This is a genomic window from Pseudomonas sp. B37(2017), assembly GCF_002112885.1.
GTDB lineage: Bacteria > Pseudomonadota > Gammaproteobacteria > Pseudomonadales > Pseudomonadaceae > Aquipseudomonas > Aquipseudomonas paraglycinae.
In genome coordinates this window covers 84,847-107,894 of the sequence record NZ_NEIX01000016.1, presented here as the reverse complement: position 1 = coordinate 107,894, position 23,048 = coordinate 84,847, and the positions used below count along the sequence as shown (strand labels likewise).

General features: G+C 59.9%; 23 protein-coding genes and 1 pseudogene. 11 read left to right on the top strand and 13 right to left on the bottom strand.

The window, feature by feature from the left end:
• Positions 1–207 (top strand): annotated as a pseudogene (locus CAF90_RS29640) (hypothetical protein); the annotation flags it as partial.
• Between the two features lie 122 nt (positions 208–329).
• On the opposite strand, the gene tyrS reads toward CAF90_RS29640, so the two are convergent.
• Positions 330–1,529: a tyrosine--tRNA ligase gene (gene tyrS, locus CAF90_RS27320; protein WP_085609107.1), complete on the bottom strand. Its 1,200-nt coding sequence runs from the start codon at positions 1,527–1,529 to the stop codon at positions 330–332.
• A gap of 210 nt (positions 1,530–1,739) precedes the next feature.
• On the opposite strand from tyrS, the gene CAF90_RS27315 reads away from it, so the two are divergent.
• The gene (locus CAF90_RS27315) at positions 1,740–3,164 is read left to right on the top strand and encodes a peptidoglycan DD-metalloendopeptidase family protein (RefSeq protein ID WP_085609106.1); all 1,425 of its coding nucleotides are present in this window, start codon (positions 1,740–1,742) and stop codon (positions 3,162–3,164) included.
• Positions 3,165–3,167: 3 nt separating this feature from the next.
• The gene (locus CAF90_RS27310) at positions 3,168–4,259 is read left to right on the top strand and encodes an anhydro-N-acetylmuramic acid kinase (protein WP_085609105.1); all 1,092 of its coding nucleotides are present in this window, start codon (positions 3,168–3,170) and stop codon (positions 4,257–4,259) included.
• 72 nt (positions 4,260–4,331) lie between these two features.
• Here CAF90_RS27310 and erpA read toward each other — a convergent pair whose 3' ends face one another.
• Positions 4,332–4,682 (bottom strand): iron-sulfur cluster insertion protein ErpA, encoded by a 351-nt coding sequence (gene erpA / locus CAF90_RS27305; RefSeq protein WP_003228776.1) that lies wholly within the window; start codon positions 4,680–4,682, stop codon positions 4,332–4,334.
• Between the two features lie 168 nt (positions 4,683–4,850).
• Entirely contained in the window at positions 4,851–5,885 is a 1,035-nt protein-coding gene (gene argC, locus CAF90_RS27300; protein WP_085609104.1) for an N-acetyl-gamma-glutamyl-phosphate reductase, read from the bottom strand.
• Positions 5,886–6,020: 135 nt separating this feature from the next.
• On the opposite strand from argC, the gene hemJ reads away from it, so the two are divergent.
• From hemJ to coq7, 6 genes are all read left to right on the top strand, one after another.
• Complete coding sequence (hemJ, locus tag CAF90_RS27295; protein ID WP_007956328.1) at positions 6,021–6,449, top strand: protoporphyrinogen oxidase HemJ; 429 nt, start codon at positions 6,021–6,023, stop codon at positions 6,447–6,449.
• A gap of 33 nt (positions 6,450–6,482) precedes the next feature.
• On the top strand, positions 6,483–7,451 hold the full coding sequence (locus CAF90_RS27290) for a nitronate monooxygenase family protein (RefSeq protein WP_007956326.1): 969 nt from the start codon (positions 6,483–6,485) through the stop codon (positions 7,449–7,451).
• Between the two features lie 70 nt (positions 7,452–7,521).
• Positions 7,522–8,472 carry a DUF805 domain-containing protein gene (locus tag CAF90_RS27285; RefSeq protein ID WP_085609103.1) on the top strand — a complete coding sequence of 317 codons (951 nt, stop codon included), beginning with the start codon at positions 7,522–7,524 and terminating at the stop codon, positions 8,470–8,472.
• Between the two features lie 61 nt (positions 8,473–8,533).
• Positions 8,534–9,322, top strand: coding sequence for an SDR family oxidoreductase (locus CAF90_RS27280; RefSeq protein ID WP_085609102.1), 789 nt, complete (start codon positions 8,534–8,536; stop codon positions 9,320–9,322).
• A gap of 81 nt (positions 9,323–9,403) precedes the next feature.
• Positions 9,404–9,742 carry a histidine triad nucleotide-binding protein gene (locus CAF90_RS27275; RefSeq protein WP_007956318.1) on the top strand — a complete coding sequence of 113 codons (339 nt, stop codon included), beginning with the start codon at positions 9,404–9,406 and terminating at the stop codon, positions 9,740–9,742.
• Between the two features lie 107 nt (positions 9,743–9,849).
• Positions 9,850–10,497: a 2-polyprenyl-3-methyl-6-methoxy-1,4-benzoquinone monooxygenase gene (gene coq7, locus CAF90_RS27270; RefSeq protein WP_007956317.1), complete on the top strand. Its 648-nt coding sequence runs from the start codon at positions 9,850–9,852 to the stop codon at positions 10,495–10,497.
• 61 nt (positions 10,498–10,558) lie between these two features.
• Here coq7 and speD read toward each other — a convergent pair whose 3' ends face one another.
• Together speD and CAF90_RS27260 are read right to left on the bottom strand one after the other, a co-directional pair.
• On the bottom strand, positions 10,559–11,353 hold the full coding sequence (gene speD / locus CAF90_RS27265; protein ID WP_085609101.1) for an adenosylmethionine decarboxylase: 795 nt from the start codon (positions 11,351–11,353) through the stop codon (positions 10,559–10,561).
• A 237-nt stretch (positions 11,354–11,590) separates the two neighbouring features.
• The gene (locus tag CAF90_RS27260) at positions 11,591–12,013 is read right to left on the bottom strand and encodes an OsmC family protein (protein ID WP_003228794.1); all 423 of its coding nucleotides are present in this window, start codon (positions 12,011–12,013) and stop codon (positions 11,591–11,593) included.
• Positions 12,014–12,249: 236 nt separating this feature from the next.
• On the opposite strand from CAF90_RS27260, the gene crp reads away from it, so the two are divergent.
• The gene (gene crp / locus CAF90_RS27255) at positions 12,250–12,894 is read left to right on the top strand and encodes a cAMP-activated global transcriptional regulator CRP (RefSeq protein WP_007956313.1); all 645 of its coding nucleotides are present in this window, start codon (positions 12,250–12,252) and stop codon (positions 12,892–12,894) included.
• A gap of 10 nt (positions 12,895–12,904) precedes the next feature.
• On the opposite strand, the gene CAF90_RS27250 is transcribed toward crp, so the two are convergent.
• From CAF90_RS27250 to CAF90_RS27235, 4 genes are all read right to left on the bottom strand, one after another.
• Entirely contained in the window at positions 12,905–13,603 is a 699-nt protein-coding gene (locus CAF90_RS27250; RefSeq protein ID WP_011336191.1) for a lipoate--protein ligase family protein, read from the bottom strand.
• Positions 13,604–13,699: 96 nt separating this feature from the next.
• Positions 13,700–14,536: an indole-3-glycerol phosphate synthase TrpC gene (gene trpC / locus CAF90_RS27245; protein WP_007956311.1), complete on the bottom strand. Its 837-nt coding sequence runs from the start codon at positions 14,534–14,536 to the stop codon at positions 13,700–13,702.
• Positions 14,533–15,582, bottom strand: a complete 1,050-nt coding sequence (gene trpD, locus CAF90_RS27240) for an anthranilate phosphoribosyltransferase (RefSeq protein WP_007956310.1) — start codon at positions 15,580–15,582, stop codon at positions 14,533–14,535. Before trpD ends, trpC begins: the two co-directional genes overlap by 4 nt.
• 9 nt (positions 15,583–15,591) lie before the next feature.
• Positions 15,592–16,185, bottom strand: coding sequence for an aminodeoxychorismate/anthranilate synthase component II (locus tag CAF90_RS27235; RefSeq protein ID WP_007956309.1), 594 nt, complete (start codon positions 16,183–16,185; stop codon positions 15,592–15,594).
• A 403-nt stretch (positions 16,186–16,588) separates the two neighbouring features.
• On the opposite strand from CAF90_RS27235, the gene estP reads away from it, so the two are divergent.
• Positions 16,589–18,499, top strand: a complete 1,911-nt coding sequence (estP, locus tag CAF90_RS27230) for an esterase EstP (protein ID WP_085609100.1) — start codon at positions 16,589–16,591, stop codon at positions 18,497–18,499.
• 70 nt (positions 18,500–18,569) lie between these two features.
• Here the strand turns inward: estP and trpE are convergent, their stop codons facing one another.
• The 4 genes from trpE to CAF90_RS27210 all read right to left on the bottom strand — a co-directional run bounded on the left by trpE (position 18,570) and on the right by CAF90_RS27210 (position 22,872).
• Complete coding sequence (trpE, locus tag CAF90_RS27225; RefSeq protein ID WP_007956307.1) at positions 18,570–20,048, bottom strand: anthranilate synthase component I; 1,479 nt, start codon at positions 20,046–20,048, stop codon at positions 18,570–18,572.
• Positions 20,049–20,119: 71 nt separating this feature from the next.
• Positions 20,120–20,938 carry a phosphoglycolate phosphatase gene (locus CAF90_RS27220; RefSeq protein WP_085609099.1) on the bottom strand — a complete coding sequence of 273 codons (819 nt, stop codon included), beginning with the start codon at positions 20,936–20,938 and terminating at the stop codon, positions 20,120–20,122.
• Complete coding sequence (rpe, locus tag CAF90_RS27215; RefSeq protein ID WP_007918813.1) at positions 20,935–21,609, bottom strand: ribulose-phosphate 3-epimerase; 675 nt, start codon at positions 21,607–21,609, stop codon at positions 20,935–20,937. The genes CAF90_RS27220 and rpe overlap by 4 nt, the downstream gene beginning before the upstream one ends.
• Before the next feature lie 114 nt (positions 21,610–21,723).
• On the bottom strand, positions 21,724–22,872 hold the full coding sequence (locus CAF90_RS27210; RefSeq protein WP_085609098.1) for an iron-containing alcohol dehydrogenase: 1,149 nt from the start codon (positions 22,870–22,872) through the stop codon (positions 21,724–21,726).
• Between the last annotated feature and the right edge of the window lie 176 nt (positions 22,873–23,048).

Here is a 23,048-nt window from a genome sequence, read left to right as displayed (position 1 = left end):
AGTGATTATTTTCAGAAGCTTTCGAAGATTTCCTCAACAACTTCAACCACTTGCGCTTCCGATCTCTCGTTAGCGGGAGGCGAATTCTACAGCGTTACACGCTGCTGTCAACACCTCTTTTTCTCCGCTTTCGACCGAGAAGATCGAACCGTTGAAAGCACCCAACAAACCGGCATTTCCAACTCCTTCCAGGCTTCGATGAACTGAAGCAACCCGCCTTCGAAACCTACTTAACTCATTGAACCTCAAGGAGTTTTCCGTTTCGACTGCGCCGGAAGTGGGGCGAATTATAGACCTCTGGAATTCGCCGTCAACCCCTTATTTCAACTTTACTCAGATTTCAGCGAAATCCGTGCAAAAGCCTTCTTGCCGGCCTGACAAACGTGAGTCGCGCCCAGTACGTATATAAAGGAACGATCAACCACCTCACCATCTATACGTACACCACCGGAGGCCAGCAGATCACGAGCAGCCGCCGAGTTCTTCACCAGACCGGCCTTATTAAGGACAGCAGCAATCGGCATATCCTCGGAAGCAGTCAACTCGACCTCTGGCAGATCATCCGGCAACTCACCATCTTTCATACGGTTACCCGCACCACGGTGAGCATTGGCCGCAGCCTCTTCACCGTGGAAGCGCGCAACAATCTCTTCGGCCAGCTTGATCTTGATATCGCGAGGATTAGCGCCCGCCTCTACATCAGCACGGAACGCATTGATCTCATCCATCGAACGGAAGCTGAGCAACTCGAAGTAGCGCCACATCAACGCATCAGGAATCGAGACCAGCTTGCTGTACATGACACCCGGCGCTTCCTGGATACCGACGTAGTTGCCCAGCGACTTGGACATCTTCTTCACACCATCCAGACCTTCAAGCAACGGCATCGTCAGGATGCACTGCGCTTCCTGGCCATAACCACGCTGCAGCTCACGCCCCATCAGCAGGTTGAACTTCTGATCGGTACCACCCAGCTCAACGTCAGCGCGCAAAGCAACCGAGTCATAACCCTGCACCAGCGGATAGAGGAATTCGTGAATGGCGATCGGCTGATTGGTGGTGTAGCGCTTGTCGAAGTCATCACGCTCGAGCATACGAGCAACGGTGTACTGCGAAGTCAGACGAATAAAGTCCGCAGGCCCCATCTGATCCATCCAGGTGGAGTTGAACGCGACTTCGGTTTTCGCCGGATCAAGAATCTTGAACACCTGAGTCTTGTAGGTCTCGGCGTTTTCCAGAACCTGCTCACGGGTCAAAGGAGGACGCGTGGCACTCTTGCCGCTCGGGTCACCGATCATTCCGGTGAAATCACCAATAAGGAAGATTACCTGATGCCCCAGTTCCTGGAACTGGCGCAGCTTATTAATAAGCACAGTGTGACCAAGGTGCAGATCCGGCGCAGTTGGATCGAAGCCGGCCTTGATTCGCAGCGGCTGGCCACGCTTGAGCTTTTCGATCAGCTCGGACTCGACCAACAGTTCTTCCGCACCACGTTTAATCAGCGCTAGCTGCTCTTCAACCGACTTCATAACAGACCCGCAAGGCTCAGATTCAAAGGGAACCAACCATACAAGATCGCGCACCAAATACAAGTTTTGCCCGGCGCACGGACGCCAATCCACAGACAGGGCGTCCACAGACTTGCTTCAGGGATGATTTGGTTATATTTTATACAGTTATTTCATCTTCATCATGTCATTCATCTTTTCCAATTCATCTTTTTCAAAGTCAAATTACTTATGACCACTGAACCGTCTAAAGCGCCACCGCTTTACCCGAAGACCCACCTGCTCGCCGCGAGTGGTATCGCCGCCCTTCTCAGCCTGGCGCTCCTGGTGTTTCCATCCAGTGATGTTGAAGCCAAAAAGACGACGCTGAGCCTTGAACTGGAAAGTCCTGCTGAACAACTGACACAAGATCAAGACGCTGCCGACGCAGCTCAAGCCACAAATGAGTCCGTAGCCTCCCCTTTCGCGCAGATCGAAAACAGCGCCGAAGAGGCGCAGGAAACCGCTCAGGCTGCACCAGCGCCGACACCGGTAGCTGAAGAAAAGAAGGCTCCAAATCACAGGGAAGTGATCGTCTCCAAGGGCGATACGCTTTCTACATTGTTCGAGAAAGTCGGCCTCCCGGCCGCGGCCGTGCATGAAGTGCTGGCCAGCGACAAACAAGCCAAGCAGTTCAGCCAGCTCAAACATGGCCAGAAACTCGAATTCGAATTGAACCCACAAGGCCAGCTGACCAACCTGCACAGCAAGGTCAGCGACGTTGAAACCATCACCCTGACCAAGAACGACAAGGGTTATGTGTTCAACCGCGTTACCGCCAAACCGACTGTTCGCACTGCTTATGTCCACGGTGTGATCAACAGCTCGCTGTCGCAGTCCGCCGCCCGCGCAGGCCTGTCCCACAGCCTGACCATGGACATGGCCAGTGTCTTTGGCTACGACGTCGACTTCGCCCAGGATATCCGCCAGGGTGACGAGTTCGATGTAATCTATGAACAGAAAGTGGTCAATGGCAAAGCCGTTGGCAACGGACCGATCCTGTCCGCCCGCTTCACCAACCGCGGCAAGACTTACACTGCCGTGCGTTACACCAACAAGCAGGGCAACAGCAGCTACTACACCGCCGATGGCAACAGCATGCGCAAGGCGTTCATCCGTACACCGGTGGACTTCGCCCGCATCAGCTCGAAATTCTCCATGGGCCGCAAACACCCGATCCTCAACAAGATCCGCGCCCACAAAGGCGTCGACTACGCCGCTCCACGCGGTACGCCAATCAAGGCTGCCGGCGACGGCAAAGTGCTGCTGGCCGGCCGTCGCGGCGGTTACGGCAACACCGTGATCATCCAGCACGGCAACACTTACCGTACGCTGTATGGCCACATGCAGGGCTTCGCCAAGGGCGTGAAGACCGGCGGCACCGTCAAACAGGGCCAGGTGATCGGTTACATCGGCACCACCGGCCTGTCCACCGGCCCGCACCTGCACTATGAGTTCCAGGTCAACGGTGTTCACGTCGATCCATTGGGCCAGAAGTTGCCGATGGCCGACCCGATCGCCAAATCCGAACGCGCGCGCTTCCTGGCGCAGAGCCAGCCGTTGATGGCTCGTATGGACCAGGAAAAGGCCACCATGCTGGCTTCGAGCAAACGTTAAGCCATGGCTCTTTATATCGGCGTGATGTCCGGCACCAGTCTCGACGGGCTGGACATCGCCCTGATCGAGCAATCCTCGGCGATCAATCTGGTCGCCACGCACTACATTCCCATGCCAGATACCCTGCGCGCCGAGCTGCTTGGCTTGTGCGCCAGCGGCCCTGACGAAATCGCCCGCTCGGCGATTGCCCAGCAAAACTGGGTGAAGCTCGCCGCGCAAGGGATCCATACCCTCCTCGAACAGCAACAGCTCAAGCCTGAAGCCATTCGCGCGATCGGCAGCCACGGCCAGACCATTCGCCATGAACCTGCGCGCGGTTTCACTGTGCAGATCGGCAACCCCGCTCTGCTGACCGAACTGACCGGCATTACAGTCGTCAGTGACTTCCGCAGCCGCGATGTGGCCGCTGGCGGACAAGGCGCGCCGCTGGTTCCTGCCTTTCATGAAGCGCTATTCGAAGAGCATATCGGCAACCGCGCGGTCCTGAATGTCGGCGGTTTCAGCAATCTCAGTCTGATCGAGCCGAACAAGCCTGTAGCCGGTTTCGACTGCGGGCCGGGGAATGTGCTGATGGATGCGTGGATTCATAAGCAACGGGGCGAGAACTACGACCGTAACGGGCAGTGGGCAGCCAGCGGCAAGGTCGAGCCGACCCTGCTGAAAGCCCTGCTCAACGATCCGTTTTTCATGACCCAAGGCCCAAAGAGCACCGGCCGCGAAGTTTTCAACCTGCCCTGGCTGGAACAGAAACTGTCGCACCTGCCAGAGTTCGCACCCGAAAACGTACAGGCGACACTGCTCGAACTGACGGCGCTGACCATCGTCGAATCGCTGCAAAGCGCTCAATCGAATACCGAAGAACTCCTGGTCTGCGGCGGCGGCGCTCACAACGCCACACTGATGAAGCGCTTGGCCGACCTGCTACCCAACGCCAAGGTCGCCAGCACATCGACCCACGGCGTCGATCCGGACTGGGTCGAGGCCATGGCCTTCGCCTGGCTGGCCCACTGCTGTCTGGAAGGCATTGCCGCCAACCGCCCGAGCGTCACCGGCGCCAAAGGTCTGCGCGTACTCGGCGCCATCTACCCCAACTGACAAATCCCAGATAACAAAACGCCGCAGAACCGTGAGGCTCTGCGGCGCTTTATTGTGTTCGGTGAAGCGCGATCAGATCGAGAACGAGGAGCCGCAACCACAAGTGGTGGTGGCATTCGGGTTCTTGATCACGAAACGCGAACCTTCCAGACCTTCCTGATAATCCACCTCGGCACCTGCCAGGTACTGGAAGCTCATCGGATCGACCACCAGACTGACGCCTTCGCGCTCGACGATGGTGTCGTCCTCGGCCACATCTTCATCGAAGGTGAAGCCGTACTGAAACCCTGAACAACCGCCGCCCGTAACGAATACGCGCAGCTTCAAGCGATCATTCCCCTCTTCATCGACCAGGCTCTTCACCTTGTGCGCGGCACCTTGAGTGAATTGCAAAGCCGTGGGGGTGAAGGATTCGACGCTCATGCTGACTATCTCCCGGCGTTACGCCGCCATAATGCGTGATGACGCGCATTATCCGCTTGTCCTAGAAAATCGGTCAACTATTGTTACGGTATATCAATAAAGCTGATCAACCGACCAGAATGCAAAAAGGCCCGTTAGACGGGCCTTTTTACCAAGCAAGATCAGTCGTTACGGCAGCATGCCGGCGTGGGACAGACCAAAGCGCTCATCCAGCCCGAACAGGATGTTCATGTTCTGCACCGCCTGACCCGACGCGCCCTTGACCAGATTGTCGATCACCGACAGCACCACCACCAGATCACCATCCTGTGGACGGTGAACCGCGATGCGGCAGACGTTGGCGCCACGCACGCTGCGGGTTTCCGGATGACTGCCGGCCGGCATCACATCGACGAACGGCTCATTGGCATAACGCTTCTCGAACAGCGCCTGCAGATCCACCGAGCGATCCACTACAGTCGCGTAGAGCGTGGAGTGAATGCCACGGATCATCGGCGTCAGATGCGGCACAAAAGTCAGACCGACGTCCTTGCCTGCAGCACGACGCAGCCCCTGACGAATTTCCGGCAGATGACGGTGACCTTTCACCGCATAGGCCTTCATGCTTTCCGACGTCTCGGAGTACAGCGAGCCTACGGCAGCGCCACGACCGGCACCGCTGACACCGGACTTGCAGTCGGCGATCAGGTGCGAAGCGTCGGCAATACCCGCTTCAAGCAACGGCAGGAAACCCAGCTGCGTCGCGGTCGGGTAGCAACCCGGCACCGCGATCAGGCGTGCTTTCCTGATCTGCTCACGATTGACTTCCGGCAGACCGTAAACCGCCTCGTCCAGCAACTCCGGCGCGCCGTGCGGCTGGCCGTACCACTTGGCCCATTCATCGGCGTCCTGCAGACGGAAGTCTGCCGACAGGTCGATGACCTTGGTGCCGGCCGCCAGCAATTCGCCGGCCAGTGCGTGGGCAACGCCGTGCGGAGTGGCGAAGAACACCACGTCGCAAGCGCCCAGGGTCTTGATGTCCGGCACGCTGAATGCGAGACCGTCGTAGTGGCCGCGCAGGTTCGGATACATATCAGCCACGGCCAGACCGGCCTCGGATCGGGAAGTAATCACTACCACTTCCGCCTGCGGATGCTGTGCCAACAGACGCAGCAGTTCGACACCGGTGTAACCCGTGCCGCCGACGATACCGACCTTGACCATAAACCTGCCCTCAACGAACCCACTGGAAAGCCGTCGATAATAGGGGCCGCGCGCCCCTGCGACAACCGTCAAGGTGACGTGCGGACGCTCAAGCCTCTACTATCCGGCCTACCGTGAATCAGGGAATAACCAAAAATGCTCTATCTGTGGATCAAAGCGCTTCATATCGTCAGCATCGTGTGCTGGTTTGCCGGGCTGTTCTATCTGCCGCGACTGTTCGTTTATCACGCGCAAAGTGAAGACACGATCAGCAAGGAACGCTTCAGCATCATGGAGCGCAAGCTGTATCGCGGCATCATGGGCCCGGCGATGATCGCCGCGCTGATCTTCGGCGGCTGGCTGATCTATCTCAACCCGAGCATCTTTAGCAGCGGTGGCTGGATCCACGCGAAACTGACCTTGGTCGTGCTGTTGATCGGTTACCACCACATGTGCGGCGCGCAGGTAAAACGTTTTGCCCGTGGCGAGAACACCCGCAGCCATGTCTTTTATCGCTGGTTCAATGAAGTGCCGGTTCTGATATTGCTGGCTATCGTAATTCTGGTCGTGGTCAAGCCGTTCTAACTTCAACAAATACAACTTTCCGGGGTACTTCCGATGTCGCTGCCCGCTCTGCTCGAACAACGTCTGCGTCTGCCTGTGGTGGCGGCGCCGATGTTCCTGATCTCGAATCCTGAACTGGTGCTGGCGTGCTGCCGCAATGGCGTGGTTGGCAGCTTCCCGGCGCTGAACCAACGCGAAAGCAGCGGGTTCAAGGCCTGGCTGGAGCAGATCGAAGCGGGGCTGGCGACATTGGAGAACCCGGCGCCGTACGCGGTAAACCTGATTGTTCACAAGAGCAATCCGCGTCTGGAGGCGGATCTGAACATCTGCGTCGAGCACAAGGTGCCCATCGTCATCACCAGCCTCGGCGCGGTGAAGGAAGTGGTAGACGCCGTGCACAGTTACGGCGGCCTGGTCTTCCATGATGTGACGACCCGTCGCCATGCCGAGAAAGCTGCCGAGGCCGGTGTCGATGGTTTGATCGCCGTCGCAGCCGGCGCCGGTGGTCACGCCGGGACCTGGAGCCCGTTTTCGCTGATTGCCGAGATCCGCGAGTTCTTCGACAAGACCCTGTTGCTTGCAGGATGTTTGAACCATGGACATGAGATTCTCGCCGCACAACTGCTCGGCGCGGATCTGGCCTACTTCGGCACGCGATTTATCGGTACTACTGAAAGTCATGCGCCTGACGCCTATAAGGAGATGCTGCTGACTGCCAAAGCCGCCGACATCATTCATACTCCTGCCGTGTCCGGTGTACCGGCCAGTTTCATGCGTCAAAGCCTGGAGGCCGCCGGTTTCGACATGGCAGCCCTGCAAGGCAAGGGTGAAGTGAATTTCGGCGACAAGCTCAAGCCGATCAACGACGAAGCCAAGGCCTGGAAAACCGTGTGGTCTGCGGGCCAAGGCGTAGGCCAGATCGACGATCTGCCAAGCGTGGATCAACTGGTGGCGCGTCTAGATGCCGAATACCGCCAGGCCCTGGAGCACGCAGCGCAACTGCCGAAACGCTGGCCACGTTGAATGAAACCCGGCCAGTCGCTGTCTGACTGGCCTTAGACTCAATTTATCTCGCGACAAGGATGCCTCGGCCATGAGCGAACCCCGTTACAAGATCGTTTTCGACGGCGCGCTCCAGCCCGGCGTCGATATCACCACGGCCAAGCTCAACCTGGCCGATCTGTTCAAAAGCGATGTCGCCGCCATCGAGCGCCTGTTCAATGGTCGCACCGTCGCGCTCAAGCGTGATCTGTCCCACAGCGATGCGCAGACCTACCTGCAAGCGCTGGGGAAGACAGGGATCGATGCCCGGATCGAAACCGAAACGCCCATCGAACTGAACCTGTCGGATGTCCACGAGCAAAGCGCCGCTCCCGCGGAGCCTGACTCGCCTTATGCTCCCCCTCGGGCCGCCGTCGGTGAAAGCCTGCCGACATTCGCGCCGCTAAAGCCGTTCAGCGTTGAGGGCCGGATCGGCCGCTTGCGTTATCTGGCATGGTCGATGGTGTTGAGCCTGGTAGCCCTGCCAATCGTCAGCGTATTCGCGCTGATCGGTCTGGGCCTGGTGAGCGCCGACTCGACGACCGGCCTGATCATCGGCGGTCTCCTCGCTTTCTTCCTGTTTCTGGCCTTCGCGATTGTCGGGATCCTGTTCAGCATTCAGCGCCTGCACGATATCGGCTGGTCCGGGTGGCTCTGGCTGCTGACGCTGGTGCCGTTCGTGGGCAGTTTCTTCCCGCTGGTAATCATGGTCGTGCCGGGCAATACCGGCGCCAACCGCTATGGCCCACCGCCTCCGCCGAACAGCACGGCAGTCAAAGTGCTGTGCTCGCTGTGGATCGTGTTTATCGGGCTGTTCTTTGTGGGTGGCATGCTGGGCGGGATCACAGCCATCCAGCAGGAATACGAAAGCAGTCTTGAAAGCAGCTACGAGAGCGGTTCGGTGACCACCGATGAAATCGATGTGGAAGTCGAGCCCGCCGCGAATTCGGCAGACGATGCAGCCGAAGCCGCCCTCGCCCCTGTAGACTCTGCGAAAGAATGAACAACGCTCCCCGCCGTGACACCTGCGTCCACGGCGCGGCGCTGTTGCGATGGAGATTTGCATGACCCGTTACGCTCTGATCACCGGCGCCTCCAGCGGCATCGGCCTGGCCATGGCCGAAGCCCTGGCACGCCGTGGCCGAAGCCTGATTCTGGTGGCTCGCCAGCGTGATCAGCTGGAAAGCATTGCGATTGAACTGACCCAGCGCTTCGGCGTTGAAGTGCTGTTCCGCGCCTGTGACCTCGGCGAGCCGCTGCGCCTGTCCGGTTTTCTGCTGGAGCTTGAAGAAGGCGACCGGCAGATCGATCTGCTGGTCAATTGCGCCGGCATCGGTACTTGCGGCCCGTTCCTGGCCCAGGACTGGATGACCGAACAGGATCTGATCGAAGTGAACATCCTCGCCCTCACCCGCCTCTGCCATGCCATCGGCAACACCATGGCGTTGCAGGGCGGCGGGCAGATTCTCAATGTCGCGTCGGTGGCGGCCTTCAACCCCGGTCCCTGGATGAGCACCTACTACGCCAGCAAGGCGTACGTGTTGCACTTCTCGGAAGCACTGCGGGTGGAATTGAAGAAGTGTGCGGTCAAGGTGTCGGTGCTCTGCCCCGGCCCGACCCGCACCGCGTTCTTTCGCACCGCGCAACTGAACAACGACAAGCTCAACGCCAGCAAATTGCTGATGAGTCCCGAGGAGGTTGCGCTATATACCGTGCGCGCCCTGGAGAAAAACCGCGCAATCATCATTCCCGGACGCCGAAACCGCTGGTTCGCCTTTCTGCCACGGCTCGGTTCGCGCTGGCTCAATCGAACGATTGTCGGCATGGTCAACAAGGCTTACTGCCCGCGCTGAAAAGCCCTACGGCAAAACACTGGGCGGGCTAATCCTCCTATGAGTACACTCAGACCAGCCCAAACAACGGAGAAAACAGCTGTGGATACTCTGTTCACCAAGATCATCAACCGGGAAATCCCGGCGAAGATCATCTACGAGGACGACCAGGTTCTGGCGTTCCACGACATCGCCCCACAGGCACCGGTGCATTTTCTGGTGATCCCGAAGAAACCGGTGCGCACCCTCAACGACCTGACCGAAGACGACAAGGCACTGGCCGGACATATCCTGTTCACCGCCCAGCGTCTGGCGCTGGAACTGGGTTGCGAGGAAGGCTTCCGTGTGGTGATGAACTGCAATGAAATGGGCGGGCAGACGGTCTACCACATTCACATGCACGTGCTCGGTCAACGCCAGATGAACTGGCCTCCGGGCTGATTGAACCCAGAGATCGGTGGGAGCGCCCTGCTCCCACATGACCCAGCGCAAACCTTCCCCGGCCGATTCGGTTAAACTGGCCGCCGAGATTCTTCCCGGAGGTCAGCATGACTACCCAACGTCACTACTCGCCCATTGATCGTCTTCTGCTGCAAGCCGATGCCGCGATGCGCACCTTGCTGCCCTTCAGCGGTCAGCCGTACCGTCCGTCGCCGGCGATCGTGCAGCCCGATGTGCAGATGAGCGATGAAGACACCCGCCACGTAGCCGGTCTGATGCGCATCAACCATACCGGTGAAGTCTGCGCCCAGGCGCTGTATCAGGGCCAGGCGCTGACCGCCAAGCTGCCACAGGTGCGCGAGGCCATGGAGCATGCGGCCGAAGAAGAGATCGATCATCTGGTCTGGTGCGAACAGCGCATTCACCAGTTGGGCAGCCACACCAGTGTGCTCAACCCACTGTTCTACGGTATGTCGTTCGGCATCGGCGCAGTCGCCGGGCTGATCAGCGACAAGGTCAGTCTCGGGTTTGTCGCCGCCACCGAGCATCAGGTCTGCAAGCATCTGAACGAGCATCTGGAGCAACTGCCGGCCGAGGACGAAAAGTCCCGGGCGATTCTGGAGCAGATGCGTATAGATGAAGAACATCACGCGGAAAGCGCACTGGAGGCCGGCGGCTTCCGCTTCCCGGCGCCGGTGAAGTTCGGCATGAGCCTGTTGGCCAAAGTGATGACCAAGAGCACTTACCGGATCTGAAAAACGCCCATAAAAAAGGCGACTGCCGCAAAGCAGTCGCCTTTTTTTGTGCCCGGATTTCTTAGCTCGGCATATTGCGCGCGTAGAAGATTTCCAGCATTTCGTGTTTCACACGCTCGGTCACCTGAGCGCGCTGCTCGGAAGACAGATTGCTGGTGGCATCACCGAACAGGTAGTTGTCCAGTTCGAAGTTCTTCAGCAGCATTTTGGTGTGGAACAGGTTTTCCTGGTACACGTTCACGTCGGTCATCTGGTACGCGTCGCGAGTGTCATCGGAGAGGTAGTTCTGGATCGAGTTGATCTCGTGGTCGATGAAGTGCTTGTTGCCTTCAACGTCACGGGTGAAGCCGCGCACACGGTAATCCACGGTCACGATGTCCGAATCGAACTGGTGAATGAGGAAATTGAGCGCTTTGAGCGGTGAAATGACACCACAGGTCGACACGTCGATGTCCACACGGAAGGTCGCGATACCGGCGTCCGGATGGATTTCCGGGTAGGTATGCACCGTGATGTGGCTCTTGTCGAGGTGGGCCAGGATGATTTCGGGCAACGGGCCCGGGGACTCTTCGATCTGGCTTTCGGTCGGGGTCACCGGCTCTTCCGAGATCAGAATCGTGACGCTGGCACCCTGAGGCTCATAGTTCTGACTCGCAATGTTCAGAATGTTGGCACCAATGATTTCGACAACTTCCGTGAGAATCTGCGTCAGGCGTTCGGCGTTGTACTCTTGATTGATGTACTCGACGTAAGCCTGCTGGTCTTGCGGGGTTTCCGCGTAGCAGATGTCATAGATGTTGAAGCTCAAGGTCTTTGTCAGGTTATTGAACCCGTGGAGCTTGAGTTTGCTTTTCACCGTTAAAAACTCTCTATGTATGCGGCACGGCCGCGTGATCAAGCATGCCCGTCAAGTGCGAACAACGCACCTGCGTAGGACGGTTAACACCTCTTCGCGATGGCGATTTTGGTTATCTGTTCAGGCGGATGACCGGTCGGTTGACTGATCACGGCCCTGAAAAAAGTGGCGCATTATGCAGACGTCAGCGGGGGATCGCCAGAGTCTGCACTGCTTTTATGATAGTTGAATGTCGGCTCAGCCGAGTTCAACGATTTCGTAGTCGTGGGTGATCGCTACGCCGGCCGCGCCGAGCATGATCGAAGCCGAGCAATACTTCTCGGCAGACAGTTCGATGGCGCGTTTGACCTGGGCTTCTTTCAGGCCCCGGCCCTTGACCACGAAGTGCATGTGGATCTTGGTGAATACTTTCGGATCTTCGGTCGCGCGCTCGGCTTCCAGAAAGGCTTCGCAGCTTTCAACGGCCTGACGGGACTTCTTCAAAATGCTGACCACGTCGAAATTGCTGCAACCGCCGACACCCAGCAGGAGCATTTCCATCGGGCGGACACCCAGGTTACGACCACCGGCGTCCGGCGGACCGTCCATGACCACGACATGACCGCTGCCGGATTCGCCGAGGAACATGGCTTCGCCAGCCCATTGGATGCGTGCCTTCATCGCCAAGACTCCACTGTAGAAAAAAGGGTCGCCAGCTTAGCACAGGGCCCTGCCCGGACAGCGAGCACGTTCCTGGGACGAATGCACCTTTAACGTAGGTGATTTCTCGAAATTTCGACGAAGTGTCTGGTAAGCTGGCGCCAATTCACTGGCGCCTTCGCCAGACTGTGTAGCGACCGCCTCAGCGCCTCATATAAAAACCAAATATAACCGTGCAGTCTTTTCGGGATACAACCATGGTTGGTATTACCCCCACACCCAAAATCAAGAACCTCGACAAGCTGCTGATGCATTGCCAGCGCCGGCGTCACGCGGCCAAGAGCAACATCATCTGCGCCGGGGATCGCTCCGACACGCTGTACTTCATCATCCGCGGTTCGGTCACGATCCTGATCGAGGACGACGACGGCCGCGAGATGATCATCGCCTACCTGAATGCCGGGGACTTCTTCGGCGAGTTGGGTCTGTTCGAAGAAGCCGGCCAGGAACAGCAGCGCAGCGCCTGGGTGCGGGCCAAGGTTGAATGCGAAGTGGCGGAAATCAGCTACACCAAGTTCCGCGAACTGTCGCAACAGGATCCAGACATTCTTTACGTCCTCAGCGGACAAATCGCACAACGCCTGCGCAACACCACACGCAAAGTCGGCGACCTGGCGTTCTTCGACGTCACTGGTCGTGTTGCTCGCTGCCTGCTGGAGCTGTGCAAACAACCGGACGCGATGACCCACCCGGACGGCATGCAGATCAAGGTGACCCGTCAGGAGATCGGCCGAATTGTCGGTTGCTCGCGAGAGATGGTCGGTCGCGTGCTCAAGGATCTTGAGGAACGCAACCTGGTGGATGTGAAAGGCAAGACCATGGTGGTCTTCGGCACTCGCTGAGTTCGAAAACTCAGCCGGCGTAGATCTGCGCCAGCATCAAACGAAAGAGTTCATCGAGACGCGCCAGTGCATGGGGCGCCGGGAATTTCTCATGCAGAGCGATGTGGCTGGCGGCACGTACCCGTTGCTCCAGACCACATGCTTCGTTGAAGCGGTTGACCGCCGCAACCATCGACTCACGTTCGTCATCCACCAGCATCGCCCCGTGCACCAACCCCACCGGACGCTGCCCCCCCTGACTCTGGCGCCAGCGCTGAGCGGTGCCGACCATCTTGCGACCGTCGAGATTGACGTTGAAGCGACCGTCGCAGAATGCACCGTCGATTTCACCCAACGACGAAGTGCCACCCAACTCATCCAGCAACTCACAGATCGGATCGCACAACCGCCGGTAACCGGTTTCGATGCGGTTCAGATCGCCTTCGCTGCGAGGCGGTGCGTAGACCAGTGCAATATTGATGGTGGAAGCCGATTGCGGAACCGGTTCGCCGCCGGTTTCACGCAGCAACACCGGCCAACCGGCAGCAGCGGAGACTTCGCAGGCGTGATCGAATCCGGGCAAGCGGTTCAAACGGCGCGGCATGACCAAAGCGCGATCGCTGGGCTGCCAGAACAGCAGGCCAAATTCGGCATCACCGGCGCAGACCGAGGCCAGCAGATCCTGTTCGGCTTGCAGGCCGGCTTCGATGGTCAGGGATGTGGGGATCATAAGGTTTCCATAGGACGTTGAGTCTGAGGTGAATCTTATGCCGCCTTCGCGGGCAAGCCCGCTCCCACAGGGGGACGGGCGCCTGCGAAGACTCGATCAGTCGAGGGTCGAACCGCTCACCGGAACGCCGCGCTCCGGGAAGAACAGACGCTGCAGTTCGATGCCCGGACTTTCGGCGCGCATGAACGCTTCGCCGACCAGGAACGCGTAGACATCACTGATTTCCATCAGCTCGACATCGGCACGGTTGAGGATGCCGCTCTCGGTGATGACCAGACGATCGCGCGGAATGCGCGGCAGCAGGTCGAGGGTGGTTTCCAGGCTGACGTCAAAAGTGTGCAGATTGCGGTTGTTGACCCCGACCAGCGGCGTGTCGAGGGTTTTCAGCGCGCGCTCCAGCTCATCGCCGTCGTGCACTTCCACCAGCACATCGAGGCCGACGTCTTTGGCGACCGACGCCAGTTCGGCCATTTTCACGTCATCCAGTGCGGAGACGATCAACAACACACAATCGGCGCCCAGCGCACGGGCTTCAACGATCTGGTACGGATCGATCATGAAGTCCTTGCGGATCACCGGCAGCGAGCACGCCGCGCGGGCCTGTTGCAGGTAAGCATCGGCGCCCTGGAAGTAGTCGATGTCGGTCAGCACCGACAGGCAGGTCGCCCCGCCCTTCTCGTAGCTTTTGGCGATATCGGCAGGCACGAAATTCTCGCGGATCACGCCCTTGCTCGGCGACGCCTTCTTGATCTCGGCGATCACTGCCGGCTGTTTCTTCTTGGCCTGCGCCAGCAGTGCCTGGGCAAAACCACGGGGTGCATCGGCCGCCTTGGCCAGACTTTCCAGCTCGCTCAGGCTCACACGGGCGCTACGCTCGGCGACTTCCTGAACCTTGCGGGCCAGAATGTTTTCCAGAACCGTCGGTACACTCATCCCTCATTCTCCACTTTGAATACCGCGGTAAAGGCACCCAACTCCTCGAGTTTTTCCCGAGCAAGACCGGTGTGCAGAGCGTCGTGGGCCAGTGCCACGCCCTCTTTCAGACTTGTCGCCAGGTCGGCGGCGTACAGCGCCGCACCGGCATTGAGCACGATCATTTCGGCAGCCTTCTGACCGTTCTCGGTCTTGCGCTTGCCCAGTGCATCGCGGATCAGCGCCAGCGACGCTTCCGGGCCTTCGACCGACAGGCCGTGCAGGCTCTGGCTCTTCATGCCCAGATCTTCCGGCTCGACCCAATATTCGGTGATTTGATCGTCCTTCAGCTCGGCGACAAACGTCGGCGCCGCCAGACTGAATTCGTCCAGACCGTCTTTCGAATGCACCACCAGCACGTGCTTGCTGCCCAGACGCTGCAAGACTTCAGCCAACGGCCGGCACAGCGCCGGGGTGAACACGCCCACCACCTGATGTTTCACACCGGCCGGATTCGTAAGCGGGCCGAGCATGTTGAACAGGGTACGCAGGCCGAGATCGCGACGCGGGCCGGCGGCATACTTCATGGCTTTGTGGTGGGTCTGGGCAAACATGAAACCGATGCCGACGTTGTCGATGCAGCGCGCCACCTGAACCGGGGTCAGGTTGAGGTAGATGCCGGCGGCTTCCAGCAGATCGGCGCTGCCGCTCTTGCCCGACACCGCGCGGTTACCGTGCTTGGCCACGGTGCAGCCAGCCGCGGCGACCACAAAGGAAGATGCGGTCGACACGTTGAAAATGTTTGCCCCGTCACCGCCGGTACCGACCACATCGACCACTCGGTCGAGGGTCTGGAGTTCGACCTTGTCCGCCAGCTCGCGCATCACCGACACGGCACCGACGATCTCGTCGATGCTCTCGCTCTTCATGCGCATCGCCATCATGAACGCGCCAATCTGCGCGTCCGTGCATTGGCCAGTCATGATTTCGCGCATCACGTCGCGCATTTCATCGGTGCTGAGGTCGAGGTGATCGACGATACGGCTCAGGGCTGTCTTGATATTCATGGAAAGTCCTTAGCGCGTGCCGCCGGTTTGTTTGAGGAAGTTGGCGAACAGTTCGTGGCCCTGCTCGGTGAGGATCGATTCCGGGTGGAACTGTACGCCCTCGATGTTCAGGGTCTTGTGACGCAGGCCCATGATCTCGTCGACCGAACCGTCATCGTGCTGGGTCCACGCCGTCAGCTCCAGGCAATCGGGCAACGTTTCGTGTTTGACGATCAGGGAATGATAGCGGGTGACGGTCAGCGGGCGGTTCAGACCGGCAAACACGCCCTTGTCCTCGTGGAATACCGGACTAGTCTTACCGTGCATCACCTGGCGAGCGCGGACGACATCGCCGCCAAAAGCCTGGCCGATGGACTGGTGACCGAGGCAGACACCGAGGATCGGCAGTTTGCCGGCGAAGTGCTTGATGGCCTCGATGGAAATGCCGGCTTCGGTCGGTGTGCACGGGCCCGGGGATACGACGATCCGCTCAGGGTTGAGCGCTTCGATTTCGGCGATGGTCAGTTCGTCGTTGCGCACCACTTTGACCTCGGCACCCAGCTCGCCGAGGTATTGCACAACGTTGTAAGTAAAGGAGTCGTAGTTGTCGATCATCAGCAACATGGCGTTTCGAACCTCTTGAATTCTGACTTGAAGACAGCCTTCGAATGACTTGCCAGGGCGCTGCACACTGGCGGACGCGCAGGTCGCATCGGCACAGCGGCATTTCAAACGGGCAAGGAAGGCAAAGCGATACAGATCCGGCGGGGCCGGCAGAAAAGATTCAGGCGCGCCAACGCCAGCGGGCGTGTGCCTTGATGACTTGATCCAGAAGTTTGCTGGTGATCAACACGGGGAAGGTCTCGTTCATACGTTTCGGCACAGTAACTTAGCTGGGCGGAGCGTGCAATATGGCCGGGGCCGTGGGGGATAAAACAATGGGAGGGTTGACGACCGATGGCAAAACGCCGGAAGTTTTTGGTACTGTCGTTTCGTTCACTACAACAATAAATAAACGGACTTGCTCATGATCAAACAGACGTTGTTTGTACCGCTCGCCGGATGCCTGCTCGCGATGGCCTGCGCCCAGGCGAACGCCGCACCCAATCCCTATTCGAATTTCGTGGTCTTCGGCGACAGCCTTAGTGATGCGGGGACTTTCACCGACAGCGGCGGCCCGGCCGGCGCCACCGAACGCTACACCAACCGCACCGGTCCGAACTATCAGGACGGCAGCGGTGAGTTCTACTCACTCAATTCCACCCAGTTGCTCGGTGGCCGCCTCGGCTTCACCCCCGATCAAACCGCCTCCTCGTCCTCAGCGGTACGTGCCGGCCAAGGCCAGCCGGATGGCAACAACTGGGCAGTAGGCGGTTACCGCACCGACCAGATTCTCGACTCGATCACCAGCCAGTCCGCCACCGGCGAACGCACCCGTGCCGGTTATCTGCCGTCGAACGGCTTCCGCGCCGACCCGAATGCCCTGTATTACCTGACCGGGGGTGGCAACGACTTCCTCCAGGGCCGCGTCACCAGTCTTCCTCAGGCGAATGCCGCGGCCGATCGACTGGTCGACAGCGTACGCACGCTGCAAGGTGCCGGCGCCCGCTACATCATGGTCTGGCTGTTGCCGGACATTGGCCTGACTCCAGCCATCAACGGCTCGCCGCTACAGGCCTTCACCTCGCAACTCAGCGCCCAGTTCAACACCGAACTGGTCAGCCAATTGCAGAGCGTCAACGCCAACGTCATCCCGCTGAACGTCCCTGTTCTGCTCAAAGAGGCATTCGCCAATCCGGCGCAGTTCGGCCTGGCGACCGACCAGAATCTGGTCGGCACCTGCTTCAGCGGCAACAGTTGCACGGAGAACGCGCGGTACGGGATCAACAGCGCCACCCCGGATCCGACCAAGCTGATCTACAACGACGCCGTCCACCCGACCGAAGCCGGGCAGCGCCTGATTGCCGATTACGCCTACTCGTTGCTGGCCGCGCCATGGGAAGCGACCCTGTTGCCGCAAATGGCTCAAGGCACCCTGCGCTCGCATCAGGATGAACTGCGCAACCAGTGGCTGGCGGATTGGGAAAACTGGCAAGCCGTTGGCCAATGGCGGGCGATTGTCGCCGGTGGCGGCCAGCATCAGGATTTCGACAGCCAGCGCAGCGGCGCCAGCGCCGACGGCAACGGTTACAACCTGAGCATCGGCGGCAGCTACCGTCTCAACGACGCCTGGCGCGTGGGCGTGGCGGCCGGTTTCTACAACCAGAAACTCGAGGCCGGCGACAACGATTCGGACTACAAGCTGAACACCTACCTCGGCACCGCGTTCGCCCAGTACCAGCAGAACCGCTGGTGGGGTGACGCCGCCGTGACCGCCGGGCATCTGGATTACGACAGCCTCAAACGCAAATTCCAGCTGGGGGTCAACGAACGCGGCGAGAAAGGCGATACCGATGGCTATGTTCTGGCCTTCAGCGGACGCGTGGGTTACGACATTGCGCCAGAAGCGAGCAGCCCATGGCACCTGTCGCCATTCGTCAGCGCCGACTTTGCCAAGGTTGAAGTCGACGGTTACTCGGAAAACGGCGCCGACTCCACCGCGCTGACGTTCGATGACCAGTCGCGCATTTCCCGGCGTCTCGGCCTCGGGATCCAGGGCAAGTACCAGATCACCTCGCAGACCCAGGTGTTCGGCGAACTGGCCCATGAGCGCGAGTACAACGACGACACCCAGAATGTGACGATGAACCTCAACAGCCTGCCGAACAACCGCTACACCCTGGCCGGCTATGCCCCTCAGACCAACCTGAACCGCCTGAACCTGGGTGTGAGCCACAACCTCACCAAGGATCTGGCATTGCGCGCCAGCTACGACATTCGCAAGGATGACGACTTCACCCAGCAAGGGATCAACGTCGGCGTAGCACTCGACTTCTGATTCGCAGGCCATAAAAAAACGCGGCGCCCTCACAGGCGCCGCGTTTTTTTATGGCTGAGTCATCAATCACTCAGTCCGGGGTTTGCTCGGCCAATGCAACAGCGCGGAACATCGCCCGACGCTTGTTGATGGTTTCTTCCCATTCCAGCGCCGGCACCGAGTCGGCGACGATGCCGCCACCGGCCTGCACGTGCAGCTCGCCGTTCTTGATCACGGCGGTACGGATCGCAATCGCGGTGTCCATGTTGCCGTTCCAGGCGAAGTAACCGACCGCGCCGCCATACACGCCACGCTTGACGGGCTCCAGTTCGTCGATGATTTCCATCGCGCGGATCTTCGGCGCGCCGGACAAGGTGCCCGCCGGCAGGATCGCCCGCAGCGCGTCCATCGCCGTCAGCCCGGCTTTCAATTGACCGGTGACGTTGGACACGATGTGCATCACGTTGGAATAACGCTCGATGACCATCTTCTCCGTAAGTTTCACTGAACCGATTTCCGAAACGCGCCCGGTGTCGTTGCGACCGAGGTCGATCAGCATCAGGTGCTCGGCGATCTCCTTGTCGTCGGACAGCAGGTCTTCTTCCAGCGCCACGTCCGCCTCTTCGGTCGCCCCGCGAGGACGGGTGCCGGCAATCGGGCGCACGGTGATCAGGTTGTCTTCGACCCGCACCAGCACTTCCGGCGAACTGCCGACGACGTGGAAATCGCCGAAGTTGAAGAAGTACATGTACGGCGTCGGGTTGAAGCAACGCAGTGCGCGATAAAGATCGATCGGCGCCGCCTTGAAGTCGATCGACATGCGCTGGGACGGCACGACCTGCATGCAGTCACCGGCGAGGATGTATTCCTTGATGGTGTCGACAGCTTTTTCGTAGTCGTCCTGGGTGAAACTGGAGCGGAACACCGGCTCGGCCGCCTGCTGCTTGCTGAAATCCAGGCCACGACGCGGGGTGATCGGCTGACGCAGTTTTTCCAGCAGTTGCTGCAATTGCGCTTGGCCCTGCTCGTAGGCATCGGCCTGTGCCGGGTCGGCCAGCACGATCGCGTGCATCTTGCCGGCGAGGTTGTCGAACACCACCACCGCATCGGAGACCATCAGCAAAATGTCCGGCACGCCCAACGGATCCGGGTTCGGGCATTTGCCGAGGCGCTTCTCTACATAACGCACACAGTCGTAACCGAAGTAGCCGACTAGGCCGCCGTTGAAGCGCGGCAGACCGGCAATGGTCGGCACGTTGTAGCGGGCCTTGAAGGTTTCGACGAAGGCCAGCGGGTCTTCAACGTCGTGGCTTTCGGTCTCGACGCCATCGACGGTGATGCTGACGTGATGATCGTGAACCCGCAGCACGGTGCGGCACGGCAGGCCGATGATCGAGTAACGGCCCCATTTCTCGCCGCCCTGCACCGATTCGAGCAGGTAGGAGTTGGGCTGGTCGGCCAGTTTCAGGTAGATCGACAGCGGCGTGTCAAAGTCGGCCAGGGTTTCGCAGGCCAGCGGGATGCGGTTGTAGCCGTCAGCGGCCAGACGCAGGAATTCTTCGCGGATCATAGGGTGCCTCGTGGTGTGAGGGGCAAATCAGTCAGGTGTGCAAACGCGCCGGCAGGCCGGCCAGGAACAAGTCAGGCGCGCCAACGCCAGCGGGCCAGGGCCTTGATGACTTTCATCCAGAGTTTGCGGGTGACCACCACGATGGCGTTTCCAGAAGGGGATTGAGAAGCGTCGGGCAACGTTATCTCAGCGGCCGTATCCAGGCAACCGGGAATTAGCTTGCGCAGATCGTCGATCACCAGCGCCGGGGATTCCTCGGCAATCGGCCGGCCATGGTTGTAGCCATAACTCAGCCCGACACATTTGACCCCCGCTGCTTTCGCCGCCAGCACGTCGCTGCGCGAATCGCCGACGAACAGCGATTGCGAGGCCGGGATACCGGACATCTTCATGACAAAGAACAGCGCCGCCGGATCGGGCTTCTTCTGCGGCAGGGTGTCGCCGCCGATGATCCACTTGAAGTAGCGGCCGATCTTCATCTGATCCAGCAGCGGCGCAACGAAGCGCTCCGGCTTGTTGGTGATCAGCGCCATGGCCACGCCCTGCTTGTGCAGCCATTTCAGGGTATCGCGCACGCCGGGATAGACCACGGTCAGCTCATGGCTGGCGCCGTAGGCTTGCATGAAAACCTCCAGCGCATGCTCGGCTTCGACGTCATCCACGGAGGAATGATCGATGCCGCCGGCCAACGCGCGGCGCACCAGCACCGGCGCACCGTTGCCGACCCACTCGCGCACCGACTCGATACCGGCAGGCTTGCGCCCGAGGGAGAGCAGCATGTTATCCACTGCCGCCGCCAGGTCGGGTACCGAATCGATCAGCGTGCCATCCAGATCGAACATCACCAACCGCGGCAGTTGCCCCGGGAACAGCTGCTCAAAACCGCTCATGGGCGAGCCAGCGCCAGTTCGGAACGCATCTTGTCGATGACTTCCTGATAGTTCGGCGCATTGAAGATCGCGGAGCCGGCCACAAAAGTGTCGGCGCCAGCGGCAGCGATTTCACGGATGTTGTTGACGTTGACGCCGCCATCGATTTCCAGGCGGATGTCACGGCCCGACGCATCGATGATCGCCCGCGCTTCGCGCAGCTTATCGAGGGTGCCGGGAATGAACTTCTGCCCGCCGAAGCCCGGGTTGACGCTCATCAGCAGGACCATGTCGACTTTGTCGATCACGTACTTGAGCACGTCCAGCGGGGTCGCCGGGTTGAACACCAGGCCGGATTTGCAGCCGCCTTCACGGATCAGTTGCAGCGAACGATCGACGTGCAGCGTGGCTTCCGGGTGGAAGGTGATGTAGGTGGCGCCGGCTTCGATGAAGTCGCCGACGATGCGATCCACCGGGCTGACCATCAGGTGCGCGTCGATCGGCGCGGTCACGCCGTACTTGCGCAGCGCAGCACAGACCATCGGGCCGATGGTCAGGTTCGGTACGTAGTGGTTGTCCATGACATCGAAGTGGACGAAGTCGGCACCGGCGGCCAGAACGTTGTCCACTTCCTCGCCCAGGCGGGCGAAGTCGGCGGAGAGAATCGACGGAGCAATAACGAAGGGCTGCATGACGCACCTTTTCTGAGCTAAATCACGATGGCGCGCATTGTATACCTCAAGTTTCCGCGCGCGCACCGTGACCGCGATGATTGGGTTGTGCCATGACCGGCGGCCGACAGTTTCTCAGTACGCCGCCCGGTAGATCTTCTCGATGTCGGCGGCGCTGAGCTTGCGCGGGTTGTTGCGCATCAGGCGCTCGATGCCGGCGGCCTCTACGGCCATGGCCGGGATCGCCTCTTCGGGCACGCCGAAACTGCGCAAGCCCAGCGGGATTTCTACCGCTGCGCACAGTTCGGTCATCGCCGCGACCGCACTGTCGGCGGCCTCGTTGAGACTCAGATGACCGGTCTTCACCCCCATGGCTTCGGCGATATCCTGCATCCGCTCGACGCAGGCCATCTTGTTCCAGGTCATGACATACGGCAGCAGCAACGCATTGCTGACGCCGTGGGCAATGTTGAAACGCCCGCCCAGCGGATACGCCAGCGCATGCACCGCGCCGACCCCGGCATTGCCGAACGCCATGCCGGCCATCAGGCTGGCGGTGGCCATGTCTTCCCGGGCTTGCAGGTTGGAGGGGTTGGCGTAGGCCTTGGGCAATGACCGGGCGATCAACTTGATCGCGCCGATGGCCAGCGAATCCGTGATCGGCGAGGCATTCAGCGACAGATAGGATTCGATGGCATGCACCAGCGCATCGACGCCACTGGCGGCCGTCACGCTGCGTGGACAAGTCAGGGTCATCTGCGGGCTGACCAGCGCCACGTCCGGCAACAGGTAATCGCTGACGATGCCTTTCTTCAGTTGGGCGACCTTGTCCGAAAGAATGGCGACGTTGGTCACTTCAGAACCGGTGCCGGCCGTGGTCGGGATGGCGATCAGCGGCGGGCCTTTGCGCGGCACCTGATCGACGCCGAACAGGTCTTCCAGCGCGCCGTGATAACCGGCGTACGCCGCGACACTTTTGGCGATGTCGATCGCACTGCCGCCACCGAGACCGATCAGCCCGTCATGCCCGCCCTCTCGGTAAACGCGCATGCAGTCCTCGACGATGGCGATCTCCGGATCCGGCAGTACCCGGTCGAAGATTTCGTACTCGCGCTCACCGATTTGCGCCAGCGCCAGCTCCACCGTGCCGGACTTGACCAGCGCAGCATCGGTGACGATCAGCGGGTTGTCGATGTCCAGCCGCGTGAGCTCGGCCGCGAGTTGCTCGATGGCCCCGGCGCCGGTGATCAGTTTGTGAGCAATCTTGAACGAGGAAAGACTCATCGTGCGCAGCCTCTTATAGATGTGGGAGCTGAGCACAAGCGTAGCTGGGGAATTCGGGTTGTCTGTCATTCAGCGCATGAATGGCAGACAACCCGGATGATCGTTCCCACGCTCTGCGTGGGAATGCAGCCAGGGACGCTCCGCGTTCCATTCGGAAGCTGGAATGCGGAGCGAGG

What these genes read in the sequence shown, in the direction of transcription:
- tyrS (WP_085609107.1), bottom strand. Translation starts at nt 1,529, where the DNA reads ATGAAGTCGGTTGAAGAGCAGCTAGCGCTGATTAAACGTGGTGCGGAA.
- CAF90_RS27315 (WP_085609106.1), top strand. Translation starts at nt 1,740, where the DNA reads ATGACCACTGAACCGTCTAAAGCGCCACCGCTTTACCCGAAGACCCAC.
- CAF90_RS27310 (WP_085609105.1), top strand. Translation starts at nt 3,168, where the DNA reads ATGGCTCTTTATATCGGCGTGATGTCCGGCACCAGTCTCGACGGGCTG.
- erpA (WP_003228776.1), bottom strand. Translation starts at nt 4,682, where the DNA reads ATGAGCGTCGAATCCTTCACCCCCACGGCTTTGCAATTCACTCAAGGT.
- argC (WP_085609104.1), bottom strand. Translation starts at nt 5,885, where the DNA reads ATGGTCAAGGTCGGTATCGTCGGCGGCACGGGTTACACCGGTGTCGAA.
- hemJ (WP_007956328.1), top strand. Translation starts at nt 6,021, where the DNA reads ATGCTCTATCTGTGGATCAAAGCGCTTCATATCGTCAGCATCGTGTGC.
- CAF90_RS27290 (WP_007956326.1), top strand. Translation starts at nt 6,483, where the DNA reads ATGTCGCTGCCCGCTCTGCTCGAACAACGTCTGCGTCTGCCTGTGGTG.
- CAF90_RS27285 (WP_085609103.1), top strand. Translation starts at nt 7,522, where the DNA reads ATGAGCGAACCCCGTTACAAGATCGTTTTCGACGGCGCGCTCCAGCCC.
- CAF90_RS27280 (WP_085609102.1), top strand. Translation starts at nt 8,534, where the DNA reads ATGACCCGTTACGCTCTGATCACCGGCGCCTCCAGCGGCATCGGCCTG.
- coq7 (WP_007956317.1), top strand. Translation starts at nt 9,850, where the DNA reads ATGACTACCCAACGTCACTACTCGCCCATTGATCGTCTTCTGCTGCAA.
- CAF90_RS27260 (WP_003228794.1), bottom strand. Translation starts at nt 12,013, where the DNA reads ATGAAGGCACGCATCCAATGGGCTGGCGAAGCCATGTTCCTCGGCGAA.
- crp (WP_007956313.1), top strand. Translation starts at nt 12,250, where the DNA reads ATGGTTGGTATTACCCCCACACCCAAAATCAAGAACCTCGACAAGCTG.
- CAF90_RS27250 (WP_011336191.1), bottom strand. Translation starts at nt 13,603, where the DNA reads ATGATCCCCACATCCCTGACCATCGAAGCCGGCCTGCAAGCCGAACAG.
- trpC (WP_007956311.1), bottom strand. Translation starts at nt 14,536, where the DNA reads ATGAGTGTACCGACGGTTCTGGAAAACATTCTGGCCCGCAAGGTTCAG.
- trpD (WP_007956310.1), bottom strand. Translation starts at nt 15,582, where the DNA reads ATGAATATCAAGACAGCCCTGAGCCGTATCGTCGATCACCTCGACCTC.
- CAF90_RS27235 (WP_007956309.1), bottom strand. Translation starts at nt 16,185, where the DNA reads ATGTTGCTGATGATCGACAACTACGACTCCTTTACTTACAACGTTGTG.
- estP (WP_085609100.1), top strand. Translation starts at nt 16,589, where the DNA reads ATGATCAAACAGACGTTGTTTGTACCGCTCGCCGGATGCCTGCTCGCG.
- trpE (WP_007956307.1), bottom strand. Translation starts at nt 20,048, where the DNA reads ATGATCCGCGAAGAATTCCTGCGTCTGGCCGCTGACGGCTACAACCGC.
- CAF90_RS27220 (WP_085609099.1), bottom strand. Translation starts at nt 20,938, where the DNA reads ATGAGCGGTTTTGAGCAGCTGTTCCCGGGGCAACTGCCGCGGTTGGTG.
- rpe (WP_007918813.1), bottom strand. Translation starts at nt 21,609, where the DNA reads ATGCAGCCCTTCGTTATTGCTCCGTCGATTCTCTCCGCCGACTTCGCC.
- CAF90_RS27210 (WP_085609098.1), bottom strand. Translation starts at nt 22,872, where the DNA reads ATGAGTCTTTCCTCGTTCAAGATTGCTCACAAACTGATCACCGGCGCC.